Source organism: Luteibacter aegosomatissinici (assembly GCF_023078495.1).
GTDB lineage: Bacteria > Pseudomonadota > Gammaproteobacteria > Xanthomonadales > Rhodanobacteraceae > Luteibacter > Luteibacter aegosomatissinici.
Genome location: NZ_CP095742.1, coordinates 998,710 through 1,011,728, shown reverse-complemented (window position 1 = coordinate 1,011,728; position 13,019 = coordinate 998,710). Strand labels below are relative to the sequence as shown.

Below are 13,019 nucleotides of genomic sequence, written 5' to 3'. Positions count from 1 at the left end.
ACGACGAGGGCGGCCCGTGGCCGCCCTCGTTACCCATCTATATATAGGTGTGGGATCAGCCGGTGATGCCTTCCATCGGCTTGCCGTCGCGCACGAAGGGGAACTTCACCACGCGCACCGGCACTTCCTTGCCGCGGATATCGACACGGACGTCACCCGGCTCGCCGGCGGGAATGCGGGCGAAGGCAATGGACTTGCCAAGGGTCGGCGCGAAACCGCCAGAGAGGATCTCACCCTCGCCATTAGCAGTGAGAACTTTCTGGCCGTGGCGGAGCACGCCCTTGTCATCCATCACCAGGCCGACCATCACGCGCTTCACGCCATCGGCCTTGTGCTGTTCCAGCGCGGCACGGCCGATGAAGTCACGGCCCTCGTCCAGCGAGATGGTCCAGGCGAGCGCAGCTTCCCACGGCGACACGGATTCATCCATGTCCTGGCCGTAGAGGTTCATGCCGGCCTCGAGGCGGAGCGTATCGCGCGCACCCAGGCCGGCCGGGGCCACGCCTGCTTCGTGCAGGCGCTTCCACAGCTCGACCACACGGCTGTTCGGCACCACCACTTCGAAACCATCCTCACCGGTATAGCCGGTGCGCGCCAGGAACAGCGGCATGCCATCGGGGCCTTCGGTTTCCAGCGCGGCGAACTTGCCGAGCTTGCGCGCCTTCTCCTGCGCCTCCGCCGGCAGCAGGCCGATCAGCTTCTCGCGGGCGTTCGGACCCTGCACCGCGATCATGCCGAACTCCGGGCGCTCGCGGACGGCGACGCCGAAGGCGGCAGCCTGCTTTTCGATCCAGGCGAGATCCTTGGCGCGCGTGGCGGCATTCACCACCAGGCGGAAGAAATCTTCACGCAGGAAGTAGACGATCAGGTCGTCGATGACGCCGCCGGTCTCATCCAGCATGCAGGTGTAGAGCGCCTTGCCCGGCTTGGCCAGCTTGTCGACGTTGTTGGCGACCAGCTTGCGGAGGAAATCGCGGGTCTTCTCGCCCGTCAGGTCCACCACGGTCATGTGCGACACATCGAACATGCCGGCGTCCTTGCGGACGGCGTGGTGCTCTTCGATCTGCGAGCCGTAGGCGATGGGCATGTCCCAGCCGCCAAAGTCGACCATGCGGGCACCGAGCTCGCGGTGGGTGGCGTTGAGTTCGGTCTTGTCGGTCATCGTCTTACCTTCAGGGGAGTGGGCATGGGGCCAGCCAGGCATTATCCCGGCAGCGAGCGTCAAGTCCAAGCGCGCCGCAACATCTTCCTGCTAGCCTTCGGCTCCATGGATACCCCCACGCTGCCCGGCACGGTCACCCTTACCCGCGATAGTGGCGGTGAGCGTCTCGTGCTCCGTGGCGACTGGACCCTGCCGTTCTACGAGGCACTGCAAAAGCGGGCCAACGACCTGGCCGGGTCGATCGGCACCGGGGTGCAGGTGGATATCCACGATGTGCATGCCATGGATACCTCCGGGGCGTTCGTGATCGCCGAACTGCTGGGCAGTTCGCGCACCCAGGCACTTGCCCAGGACGAGGCCCTGCCCGCGGCGCGGCGCGCGCTGCTGAAAACCGTGGGCGATGCGATCGATACCTACTGCAAGGGCGTGCCGCGGAAGCGGGATGCCGGCTTCGTGGTGATGCTGGAGCGTATCGGCCGGGCCGTCGCCTCGTTCTGGAAACAGACGGCGAAGTTGCTGGGGTTCATCGGCATCACCTTGCAGGGATTCGCCACCACGGTATGGCGGCCCAGCCGCTGGCGGGTGACTTCGCTGGTGTCGCACCTGGAACAGACCGGCCTGGATGCCGTGCCGATCCTCGCCCTGCTCTCCTTCATGGTCGGCGCTGTCGTCGCCTTCCTTGGTTCGACGGCGCTTGCCGCTTACGGCGCCAGTGTCTTCACGGTCGACCTGGTGGGCTTTGCCTTCCTTCGCGAATTCGGCGTGCTGCTCACCGCCATTCTGCTGGCCGGCCGCACGGCCAGCGCCTTCACGGCGCAGATCGGCTCGATGAAGGCCCGTGAAGAAATCGACGCCATCCGCACGCTGGGCCTGGATCCGGTGGAGCTGCTGGTGCTGCCGCGCGTACTGGCATTGCTCATCGCCCTGCCCCTGCTCACCTTCGTCGCGATGATCGCCGGCATCGTGGGCGGCGGCGTGGTCTGCCTGGCCACGCTGAAGATGTCGCCCTCGATGTTCCTCACCATGTTCCAGGAGGATATGCAGCTGCGCCAGTTCCTGGTCGGTATCGCCAAGGCCCCTGTGTTCGCCTTCATGATCTCGGTCATCGGCTGCATGGAGGGCTTCAAGGTGTCAGGCAGCGCGCAGTCGGTCGGCGAACACACGACATCGGCGGTGGTCCAGTCCATCTTCGTGGTGATCCTGCTCGATGCGGTCGCCGCCCTCTTCTATATGGAGATGGGCTGGTGAGCGCTGAAACCGTCATCGAGGTGCGCGGCCTCACCAACCGCTTTGGCACGCAGACCGTCCACGAGAACCTGGACCTGGACGTGCGCCGGGGCGAGATCATCGGCATCGTGGGTGGTTCGGGTACGGGCAAATCGGTACTGCTGCGCACGATCATCGGCCTGGTGCGGCCGGTGGCGGGCGAGGTACGCGTGTTCGGCGAGAACCTGCTGTCGCTCCCCGAGGAGAAGCGCTCACTGGTCGAGCGCCGATTCGGGGTGCTGTTCCAGAGTGGCGCGCTGTTCTCGTCGCTGACCGTCGCCGAGAACGTGGCGCTGCCCATGGTGGAACACGCCAAGCTCGACCGCGCGGACGCCACCCGCCTGGCCGGCGTGAAGCTCGCGCTTTCCGGCCTGCCCGTGGACGCGGGGCGCAAATGGCCCGCCCAACTCTCCGGCGGCATGATCAAACGCGCGGCACTAGCCCGCGCCCTCGCGCTCGATCCGGAAATCGTGTTCCTCGACGAACCGACGGCGGGCCTCGATCCGATCAGCGCCGCCGCCTTTGATAGCCTGATCGTGACCCTGCGCGATGCGCTGGGGCTCACCGTGTTCCTGGTGACCCACGACCTGGACACTTTGTATTCCACCTGCGACCGCGTCGCGGTGCTGTCCCAGCGCCGCGTGCTCGCCGTAGGCCCGATCGATGAAGTGGCCCGCACCGATGATCCGTGGGTGCAGGCCTATTTCAACGGACCGCGCGGCCGCGCGGCCACCTTCGCCGCCCGCCAAGGCAAGGACTGAGTTATGGAAACCCGCGCGCACCACATATTGATCGGCGTCTTCACCCTCGTCATCGTCATCGGCGGCCTGCTGTTCGGTGTCTGGCTGGCCAAGGCGCACTCCGACCAGGAGTGGAACTACTACGACGTGGTGTTCAACGAAGCGGTGACCGGCCTGTCGCGAGGTTCCGCCGTGCAGTACAACGGCATTCGCCTGGGCGATGTGAACCAACTTCGCCTGGATCCGAACGATCCGCGCCGGGTGCTCGCACGTATCCGGGTGAGTGGCGACACGCCGCTGCGCAAGGATACGCACGCCAAGCTTGCGCTGACCGGTGTCACCGGCGTGGCGATCATCCAGCTCTCGGGTGGTTCGCCTGGCAGCCCGCTGCTGGTGGGGCACGATGGCGAGGTACCCATCATCAATGCGGATACCTCGCAGCTGGCCAAGCTGCTTTCCAACAGCGAAGACCTCATCACCAACATCAACCAGGCGGCAGCGCACGCCAGCGAATTGTTGTCGCCAGAAAACGTGCACCGGATCGAGCGCACGCTGGATCACCTGGACAAGACCACGGGCGTCATCGCCGATGAGCGCGAGGACATCCGCTCGCTGATCAAGCAGCTCGACGTGGCCACGAAACAGGCCAACGAAACTTTGGCCGAGAGCAAGGACCTGGTGCACAACGCCAACGGCCTGGTCCAGGGCCAGGGCAAGGCCACGCTGGAAAGTGCACAGCGCGCCATGGCGTCGCTCGAGCATTCCATGGCCTCGATCGACCGGCTGATCAACGACAACAGCGATGCACTGAACGGCGGTGCCGCCAGCCTGGGCGACCTGGCACCGGCGCTGCGCGAACTGCGCGACACCCTGTCCTCGCTGCGGTCGATTACACGGCGCCTGGATGAAAACCCCAGCGGCTACCTGTTCGGGCGCGAGAAAACCAAGGAGTTCACCCCATGAGCCGTATGCGGTTCACCCTTCCTGTTCTTATGCTGGCCGCGCTCGCTGGCTGCTCCATTTTGCCGAAGGCGGAGCAGCCGAGTGTTTATACGTTGCCGGCGGCGCCGGGCGCCCGGCCTACCGCCGCCGCTGCCGCACCCGTGGCCTGGGCATTGCGCGTGGCCACGCCAAACGCGCCGCGCTCGCTGGATAACTCGCGCATCGCCGTGGTGCCGTCAGATAACACGATCACCGTGTATGCCGGCGCGCGCTGGAACGACAGCGCGCCGCACCTGTTCCGCGACCGCCTGGCCGATGCGTTCCGGGATAGCGGACGGGTCACGGCGCTGAGCACGGATGACAGCAACCTGGCCGCCGACTACGAGCTGGGCGGGAACCTTTCTGATTTCCAGACGGACTACGCCGGCGGCAAGCCGGAGGTGGTCATCCGCTTTGACGCCATGCTGGCGAACTCGCACAAGCACCAGATCGTGGCGAGCCAGCGCTTTGAAGTGCGTGAGCCGGTGGATGGCAAGGAGGTGCCGCAGGTGGTGCAGGCGTTCGGTCGGGCGATGGACAAGCTCTCCCGCGATGTCGTGACCTGGACCTACCAGGCCGCCCCCACCAAATAACGGTAGGAGCCCACCCTTTGGGCGACATCTTTTCGCGATACCACCCATGAACTCCTGCGGCGCCGTCGCGAACGGCGTCGCCCACAGGGTGGGCTCCTACAATTAGCGGGGCTCGACGGGGTACGCCGGCTCGGCATCGAGCGACGAGGCACACACCGCCGCCAGTTCGAGCAGCCGCAGATCCGAACCGCGCGCACCCACCAGCTGCATGCCGATCGGCATGCCGTTCGGCAACGTGCCCATCGGGATGCTCACCGAAGGACAGCCCGCCAGGCTCGCGAAACTGCACAGGTCGGCCTGCGATGCGGGGGCTGGCTGATCCAGCGGGAAAGCACCCTGCGATGTGGTGGGCATGACCAGCACGTCGACCTGGGCAAACAGGCGGCGCATTTTCAGCGTGGCAGCATCGAGCACCAGATCCGCCGCGACATAGTCGGCAGCCGATTTCTTCGCCGCGAAATCCACCATCTGGCGGAAGCCGGGCGATACCGGGTAGGCCTCGTCCGCCAACTCCTCGGCGAACGTATGCAGCATTTCCGCTTCCATCAGGAGCAGGCCGGCACGGCGCGTGCGGGCGAAATCCCAGTCGGAAAAATCCACGGCGCGGCGTTCGCCCAACTCGCCCTTCAATTGGGAGAGTGCGTTGTCGAACACGTCGATGACGTCGCGCTCAACACCGACGGCCGCCAGATCCGGGAGGAAACCGGTACGCAGGTTGCCAGGCTCCCAATCCGGCGGCTGGAACGCCACGCGGCGGCGGCGCGAACGAGCGTCGTCGGCGTCGTAGCCCGCCAGGGTCTGCAGGAGCACGGTCAGGTCATCCACGCCGCGGGCGAGCAGGCCCACGGCATCCAGGCGCCTGGCCGCGGGCACGAGGCCGCGCGCGGAGATTTCACCGTGGGTGGGCTTCAGCGCGTAGACGCCGCAATAGCTGGCGGGGACGCGGATGGAGCCGAGCGTGTCGGAACCGATGGCGGCGACCGCCATGCCCGCCGCCACCGCGGCAGCGGCGCCGCCGGATGAACCGCCGGCCGTGTAGCCCAGGCGGTGCGGATTGTGCGTTGCGCCATAAAACGGATTATTCGTGGTGAGGCCCAGGGCGCCTTCATCCATATTGGTCTTGCCCAGCAGCACCGCGCCTGAGGCGCGCAACCGGGCGATCGCGTGCGCGTCCTGTTCCGGCACCACGGTGCGCCGCCGCATACCGGCGCGCGTGGGGACGCCGGCCACGTCGAAGTTATCCTTGATGGCGATCGGCAGGCCGTCCAGCCGGCCCATGACCCCATCGCGCCGGCGCCGGTCGGCGGCCAGCGCCTGCTCCTGGATAAGCGATACGCTCACGTCTGTGTAGGCGTTCAGGACCGGGTTCAGGCGCTCGATGGCGTCCTGGTAGGCGTCGGAAAGGGCCTGCGGCTGGGCCCGGCCAATGGCCAGCCAGTGCATGATTTGCAGCAGCGAGGCCCGGCGCATATCCGTGGCAGACACAGGCAACATCGTATTCATGGAATCTCCTTCATCTGGAGACGACTATAACCTCCGTTTGTGAAGACCATGCAACCCTGCCAGCCCGTTTCAAACGGCGATTTGCCCGGTTTGTGGGGAAACGGGACAATACCTGTTTGACCCTGCCAGCCAGATTCGAGAGCCAGCGATGAGCGAACGCGAAACCATGGAATACGACCTCGTCGTCGTCGGGGCAGGCCCCGCCGGCCTCGCGTTCGCGATTCGTACGAAACAGCTCAATCCGGAGGTCTCGGTCTGCGTGATCGAGAAGGCATCCACCATCGGTGCACAGATCCTCTCGGGCGCCGTGATCGAAACCGCCCCGCTCGACCGCCTGCTGCCGGAATGGCGCAAGGCGCCGCCGCCCATTTGCGTGCCGGTGACCAAGGACGAGTTCTGGTGGTTGAAGGACCATCAGTCGGGCATCAAGGCACCGATTGCCCCGCCGCAGATGAACAACCACGGCAACGTGATCGTCAGCCTGGGCGCGCTGTGCGCGTGGCTGGCCCCGCAGGCCGAGGCGCTAGGCGTGGATGTATTCCCGGGTTACGCCGCCGCCGAAGCCCTGTTCGATGAGAGCGGTGCCGTGAATGGCGTCCGCATTGGTGACATGGGCATTGCGCGCGATGGCACGCACAAGCCGGGTTACACCGAGGGCATCGATATCCGCGCCAAGGTGACCGTGCTTGCCGAGGGCTGCCGCGGCCACATCAGCAAGACGCTGATCAAGAGGTTCGACCTGGACGCCGACAGCGATCCGCAGACCTATGGCATCGGCATCAAGGAGCTGTGGCAGCTTGCGCCTGGACGCGGCGAGCCGGGCAAGGTGGTGCATACCACTGGCTGGCCGCTTGCCAACGATACGTACGGCGGCAGCTTCCTGTATCACCTCGACAACGACCGTGTCGCGGTCGGCTTCGTGGTCGGTCTGGATTACCCGGATCCGAACTTCTCGCCGTTCGAGGCCTTCCAGCAGTTCAAGCACCACCCGAACGTGAAGGGCCTGCTCGAGGGCGGCACGATCGTTTCGGCCGGTGCGCGCGCCATTATCGAAGGCGGCTTCCAGTCGCTGCCGAAGGTGGAGATGCCGGGGGCGATCCTCATTGGCGACTCCGCGGGCCTCGTGAACGTGCCGAAGATCAAGGGCACCCACCAGGCGATCGCCTCGGGCATGCTGGCTGCGGAGCACCTGGTGGCTTCGCAGTTGAATCCTGCCGGGTGGGATGCTGCGCTGCGCGGCTCGGCGGTCGTCGCTGAACTCAAGAAGGTGCGCAATATCCGCCCGGGCTTCAACAAGGGGCTGTGGCGTGGGCTTATCAACGCTGCTTGGGAAACGCTTACCGGCGGTACCTCGCCGTGGACGCTGAAGAACCACGCTGACTGGTCGTCGCTGGAGAAGCTGGGCCAGTACGAGGCGCCGAAGAAGGATTATGTGGATCGGACGCTGGCTCCGCGCGATCGGTTGGCGTCGGTGTATTTCGCCGCCACCGAGCACGACGAGGACCAGCCGGTTCATTTGAAGGTGGCTGATACGTCTATTTGTATCGAGCGGTGCACCACGGAATACGGCAATCCGTGCCAGCGGTTCTGCCCCGCGGGTGTCTATGAGATCGTGAACGACGAAGCGGGCAAGCGGTTGCAGATCAACTCGGCCAACTGCGTGCATTGCAAGACGTGCGATATCAAGGATCCGTACCAGATCATTACCTGGGTCACGCCTGAGGGCGGGTCTGGGCCGAATTATCAGAACTTGTAACGGACCCTATAGCCAGCTGTGTCGAATCAACTTTCCTGGCGCTACCGCCGCTTCCGCTCGCTGGTCCAGCGCATGCGCACCAGCGTTGCCCTGCGTGGTTGGCGCGGCACGTTTGCACGCATATCCCAGGGGTTGGTCCGTCGACCGGCAGAGGACGATAGCCTCGCGTTACTGCCCCTCGGTATCGTCACCGGGCCGCTTATCCTGCCGACTTCCGCAGCGCCAGTGGTATCCATTGTTATCCCCGTGTACGGCAAGCTCGAGTACACGTTGACTTGCCTGCAATCCATTGCCGCAAGGCCCCCCGGCATGGCGTTCGAGGTTATCGTCGTCGACGATGCATCCCCCGACGAAAGCGCGAATGTCCTACGCAACGTTGCTGGCCTACGGCTGTTGCAGAACGAAGCAAACCTCGGCTTCGTCGGTTCATGTAACGCGGGTGCCGCGGCCGCGCGTGGCAGCGTCCTCATTTTCCTGAACAACGATACGCAAGTAACGACAGGATGGGCCGAGGCCCTCGTGCAAACGTTTGAGCTTTTCCCAGGGACGGGCGTCGCCGGTAGCCAGCTCGTCTACCCCGACGGTCGCCTCCAGGAAGCAGGTGCCTGGGTGTTTTCGGATGCGTCTGCGTGGAACATCGGTCGCTTCGCCCAGCGCAACGACCCGGCGTACCGCTACGCACGAGAAGTGGACTATGTATCGGGTGCGTCGCTGGCCATCCCTGCGGACCTGTTCAACGACATCGGTGGGTTCGACCCGGCCTTCGCCCCGGGTTACTACGAAGATACCGACCTTGCATTCGCCGTGAGGTCGCGTGGCTACGCAGTTCGTTATGTACCGGGCAGTGTCGTTGTGCATGCGGAGGGCATCAGCTCGGCGGCGGCGCCCGAATCGGGCATGAAGCGGTTCCAGGCCATCAACCTGCACAAGCTCGCTGACAAATGGAGCGAGGTGCTCGTGCGCCAGCCGCTTCCAGGCACACCCTTGGCGACCATCGACCGTCAGCGACGACGGGGTACGGTGCTGGTCGTCGATATCAGCACGCCTGATGCGTCGCGCGACTCCGGTTCGGTGCGCCTGATCGCGATGATGCGCCTGCTGGTTGCCGAAGGATGGCATGTCGTTTTCGCACCGGATGATGGCCGCGCCTCAGAACGCGACATCACGGCATTAGGCAGTCTCGGCGTCGAGGTAGCTGCCCGGCCGTGGCATGCAAGCGTTCCGGCATGGATCGGCGCCCATGGCGATGACTTGCACGCGGTCGTCCTTTGCCGGCACCCCGTGGCGATGCAATACGCCAGCTTTGTCCGTAAGCAGGTTCCTGGCGCGAAAATTATCTTCGACACGGTCGATCTGCACTTCCTGCGTGAAGAGCGCGCTGCCGAACAAGCGGCGAGTGCAAGCCTGTCGCGCCACGCGCAGACGACGCGAAGGCAGGAACTCGATCTGATCGCGTCGTCCGATGCAACGTTCGTCGTGAGCGCGTTCGAGCGTGACTTGCTCACCAGCCTCGTGCCATCCGCCCACGTACTGCTGCTGTCCAATATCCACGAGGCGGTCGGCCGCACGAAGGGTTACGCGGGGCGACGCGACCTGCTATTTATCGGCGGCCACGGCCATCCGCCCAATGCGGATGCCATGCAGTGGATGGCCGGCGATATCCTGCCTGCATTGCGCAGGATCGATCCTTCGATCCGAATCTTTGTGGCCGGCGACGTTCCTGACGATGTGAAGGCCAGCCTCTCTTCCGCTGGACTGGACATGCTCGGCCGCATCGATGACCTGGAGCCGCTGATGGCACAGTGCCTCGCCTCCATCGCGCCGTTGCGATTTGGGGCCGGAGTCAAGGGCAAGGTGAACATGGCGATGAGCCATGGCTTGCCGGTGATTGGCAGTCCGGTCGCAACGGAAGGCATGCAACTGGCGAACGGCGTGGATGTCCTCGTTGCGCACGCACCGGATGACTACGCCATGGCGTACCGCCGGCTCGCCAGCGATGAAGCGCTGTGGCTGGCCCTGTCTGCACATGGGCTCGAGAACATACGGAACCACTTTTCGGCGAACGCCGCGCGCGACGCGCTTCGCCAGGCCATTACCTGACCATGTCCGCTCCCGCCTTACGCGCCCTTCTTTTCCGCGCACTCCGTGCCGGCTTTCGGCTGACGCCCATGCCAGTGGCGACACGTGACCGACTGCGCCAGCGCTTTCTGGCGCGGCACGCTGACCTCGTGCCTACGGGGCCTACAGGAAAAGCCGCCGCACCTTCGCCCCACCGCTCGCTCGACCACGCTGGCCATCGGCTGCTCGGGCATGTGGGCCTTACGCGGGCAGCGTTGCCATCACCCCTGCCCGCCACGATCGTCGCGTTTTACCTGCCCCAATTCCATCCCACGCCGGAAAACGATGCCTGGTGGGGCAAGGGCTTTACCGAATGGCGCAACGTCACGCGTGCACTTCCCCAATTCGAGGGGCACGCACAGCCGCGACTGCCGGGCGACCTTGGCTACTATGATCTCCGCGTGCCCGGCACCATGCGCGACCAGGTCGATATTGCGAAGGCTTACGGCGTAAGTGCGTTCGCCACGTATTTCTACTGGTTTGCGGGAAAGACACTGCTCGAGGAGCCGCTACGGCACTGGCTGGATGATCGCTCGATCGATTTCCCGCTCGCCCTTTGCTGGGCGAACGAGAACTGGTCGCGCCGGTGGGATGGCCGTGCGAACGATGTGTTGATCGGGCAGGCACACAGCCCGGATGACGACCTGGCCTTCATCGAATACGTCGCACCTTACCTGCGCGACCCGCGTTACCTCCGCGTTGATGGAAAACCGGTGCTCATGGTCTACCGGCCTGGCCTGCTGCCAGATGCACGGGCGACAGCCGCACGCTGGCGGACCTGGTGCCGCGATCACGGCATTGGCGACCTTCACCTCGTTTACGTCCAGAGCTTCGACAACGTCGATCCAGCAAGCATCGGATTCGATGCGGCCGCTGGCTTTCCGCCCAACAACACAAGCCTTTCGCCCATCACCGCGGCGCACCGGCTCATCAACCCGGCGTACGCGGGCGAGATCCTTGACTGGCGGGCGTTGGCACGCCAGGCCATGTCTGCCGACGCCCCCGGCTATACGCTCTACCCCGGCATCAATCCCGGCTGGGACAACGAGGCGCGGCGGAGTGGGCGCGGTCGCACCTACGTACATGCCACGCCACGCGCGTTCGAGGTTTGGGCCCGGCATGCCATCGGACAGGCGCAAAAGCGTTCGCCCAAGGCTCCCCTGGTCTTCGTCAACGCATGGAATGAATGGGCCGAGGGCGCGGTGCTCGAGCCCGACGCACGCTACGGGTATGCGTGGCTGGAAGCTATCCGGCGTGCTTTCGGGGCCCCGCGCACGTTGTCGGCGCGCCCGTGTGCCGTGATCCACGTGTGGTACCCGGAACTGCTCGAGGAACTGGTCGTGGCACTGCGTGCGACGGGAAAGGACTTCCGCGTCGTCCTGACCGTTCCTTCCGAAAAAGAAGCCGCGGTGCGCGCCGAGGTTGCCAGGCTCAGCCTCAAGGCCGATCTGTTCGTCACCCCCAACCGGGGCCGCGACATCCTACCCTTCCTTCGCGTGGCCAGGCAGCTGCTCGATGAGGGCGAAGACCTTGTCGTGAAACTGCACACCAAGCGCTCGGTGCATCGCGATGATGGGGCCGCATGGCGTGCGGAGCTTGTCGGCCGGCTCATCGCCCCCGAACGCACCGCGGCGGCCCTGGAGGCCTTCGCGTCACGACCCGAGCTGGGCACTGTGGCACCCGAAGGTCACGTCCAGCCGCTGGGCTTCTATTGGGGTGCCAACGAGGCGAACGTTGATTACCTCTGTTCGCTCATGGGCATAGCACAGCCCGACGTCCGCACTGACACATTCATAGCCGGCAGCATGTTCTGGTGCCGCCTGGCGGCCCTCGTACCACTCCTGGATGCCCCGCTCGCCGAGGCGGATTTCAGCCCCGAGGCTGGGCAAGTGGACGGGACGATGGCCCATGCCGTGGAACGCGTGGTGACGCTTGCCGCTGCGCATGGGGGGTTTCTCAACGTGACAGCGGCCTCGCTGGTTGGGCAGCCCGACGCGCCCCCTGCCCCCTACGCCTACGCGCAACGCGGGTAGGCGCCTACCCTGCCGCGATGCGGCAGGAGGCCAGGGGCAAGATTCGCTATGATGACGGGCCCATTTTTGACGTCCGTTCGCTGAACGGGCATTCACACAGGAACCGAGAATGAAGATTCTGGTCGGCTACAAGCGCGTCGTGGACTACAACGTCCGCATTCAGGTCAAGCCCGACGGTACCGGCGTCGTCACCGATGGCGTGAAGCTCTCCGCCAACCCGTTTGACGATATCGCCCTCGAGGAGGCCCTGCGCCTGCGTGAGAAGGGCGTGGCTGAGGAAGTGATCGTGGTCGGTATCGGCCCGGCGGACCTCACCGCCCACCTGCGCAACGGCCTGGCCATGGGTGCCAACCGCGCCATCCACGTGCAGACCGCCGATGCCGTCTCGCCCCTGACGGCCGCCCGCACGTTCCTGAAGCTGGTGGAAACGGAACAGCCGGGCCTGGTCATCCTGGGCAAGCAGGCCATCGACGACGATGCCAACCAGACCGGCCAGATGCTGGCCGCTCTGTGGGACCGCCCCCAGGCTACGTTCGCCAGCAAGGTCGAGATTGCCGATGGCAAGGCCACGGTGACCCGCGAGGTGGACGCCGGCCTGGAAACGATCGAAGCCGACCTGCCCGCAGTCATCACCACCGACCTGCGCCTGAACGAGCCGCGCTTCATCAAGCTGCCGGACATCATGAAGGCCAAGTCCAAGCCGATCGACGTGATCGAACTGGGCTCGCTCGGCGTGGATGCCGCTGACCACATCAAGACCACCCACTTCGCCGCCCCGCCCAAGCGCAGCAAGGGCGTGATGGTGAACGATGCCGCCGAGCTGGTCGCGGCCCTCAAGCAGAAGGGCCTGCTGTAAAGCAGCCGGAC

Annotated in this window: 10 protein-coding genes; 8 read left to right on the top strand and 2 right to left on the bottom strand. The window is 65.2% G+C overall.

The genetic code is table 11. From position 1 onward, the window contains the following. Positions 1 to 55: 55 nt before the first annotated feature. Positions 56 to 1,162 carry a glycine cleavage system aminomethyltransferase GcvT gene (gene gcvT, locus L2Y97_RS04450; RefSeq protein ID WP_247433528.1) on the bottom strand — a complete coding sequence of 369 codons (1,107 nt, stop codon included), beginning with the start codon at positions 1,160 to 1,162 and terminating at the stop codon, positions 56 to 58. 105 nt (positions 1,163 to 1,267) lie between these two features. On the opposite strand from gcvT, the gene L2Y97_RS04445 reads away from it, so the two are divergent. From L2Y97_RS04445 to L2Y97_RS04430, 4 genes are read left to right on the top strand one after another with little or no spacing between them, the layout of a single operon-like run. Further along, positions 1,268 to 2,410: an MlaE family ABC transporter permease gene (locus tag L2Y97_RS04445; protein WP_247433525.1), complete on the top strand. Its 1,143-nt coding sequence runs from the start codon at positions 1,268 to 1,270 to the stop codon at positions 2,408 to 2,410. Continuing rightward, entirely contained in the window at positions 2,407 to 3,189 is a 783-nt protein-coding gene (locus tag L2Y97_RS04440) for an ABC transporter ATP-binding protein (protein WP_247433522.1), read from the top strand. The genes L2Y97_RS04445 and L2Y97_RS04440 overlap by 4 nt, the downstream gene beginning before the upstream one ends. Positions 3,190 to 3,192: 3 nt before the next feature. Continuing rightward, on the top strand, positions 3,193 to 4,131 hold the full coding sequence (locus L2Y97_RS04435) for an MlaD family protein (protein WP_247433519.1): 939 nt from the start codon (positions 3,193 to 3,195) through the stop codon (positions 4,129 to 4,131). Beyond that, the gene (locus L2Y97_RS04430) at positions 4,128 to 4,742 is read left to right on the top strand and encodes an ABC-type transport auxiliary lipoprotein family protein (protein WP_247433516.1); all 615 of its coding nucleotides are present in this window, start codon (positions 4,128 to 4,130) and stop codon (positions 4,740 to 4,742) included. The genes L2Y97_RS04435 and L2Y97_RS04430 overlap by 4 nt, the downstream gene beginning before the upstream one ends. Before the next feature lie 102 nt (positions 4,743 to 4,844). Here the strand turns inward: L2Y97_RS04430 and L2Y97_RS04425 are convergent, their stop codons facing one another. Next, complete coding sequence (locus L2Y97_RS04425; protein ID WP_247433514.1) at positions 4,845 to 6,245, bottom strand: amidase; 1,401 nt, start codon at positions 6,243 to 6,245, stop codon at positions 4,845 to 4,847. 148 nt (positions 6,246 to 6,393) lie between these two features. Here L2Y97_RS04425 and L2Y97_RS04420 point away from each other — a divergent pair, with 148 nt between their 5' ends. The 4 genes from L2Y97_RS04420 to L2Y97_RS04405 all read left to right on the top strand — a co-directional run bounded on the left by L2Y97_RS04420 (position 6,394) and on the right by L2Y97_RS04405 (position 13,008). Continuing rightward, positions 6,394 to 8,001: an electron transfer flavoprotein-ubiquinone oxidoreductase gene (locus tag L2Y97_RS04420; RefSeq protein ID WP_247433511.1), complete on the top strand. Its 1,608-nt coding sequence runs from the start codon at positions 6,394 to 6,396 to the stop codon at positions 7,999 to 8,001. Between the two features lie 18 nt (positions 8,002 to 8,019). Next, the gene (locus tag L2Y97_RS04415) at positions 8,020 to 10,101 is read left to right on the top strand and encodes a glycosyltransferase (RefSeq protein WP_247433509.1); all 2,082 of its coding nucleotides are present in this window, start codon (positions 8,020 to 8,022) and stop codon (positions 10,099 to 10,101) included. A gap of 2 nt (positions 10,102 to 10,103) precedes the next feature. Next, positions 10,104 to 12,152, top strand: coding sequence for a glycoside hydrolase family 99-like domain-containing protein (locus L2Y97_RS04410; protein WP_247433506.1), 2,049 nt, complete (start codon positions 10,104 to 10,106; stop codon positions 12,150 to 12,152). Positions 12,153 to 12,261: 109 nt separating this feature from the next. Next, complete coding sequence (locus L2Y97_RS04405; RefSeq protein ID WP_247433503.1) at positions 12,262 to 13,008, top strand: electron transfer flavoprotein subunit beta/FixA family protein; 747 nt, start codon at positions 12,262 to 12,264, stop codon at positions 13,006 to 13,008. Positions 13,009 to 13,019: the final 11 nt, after the last annotated feature.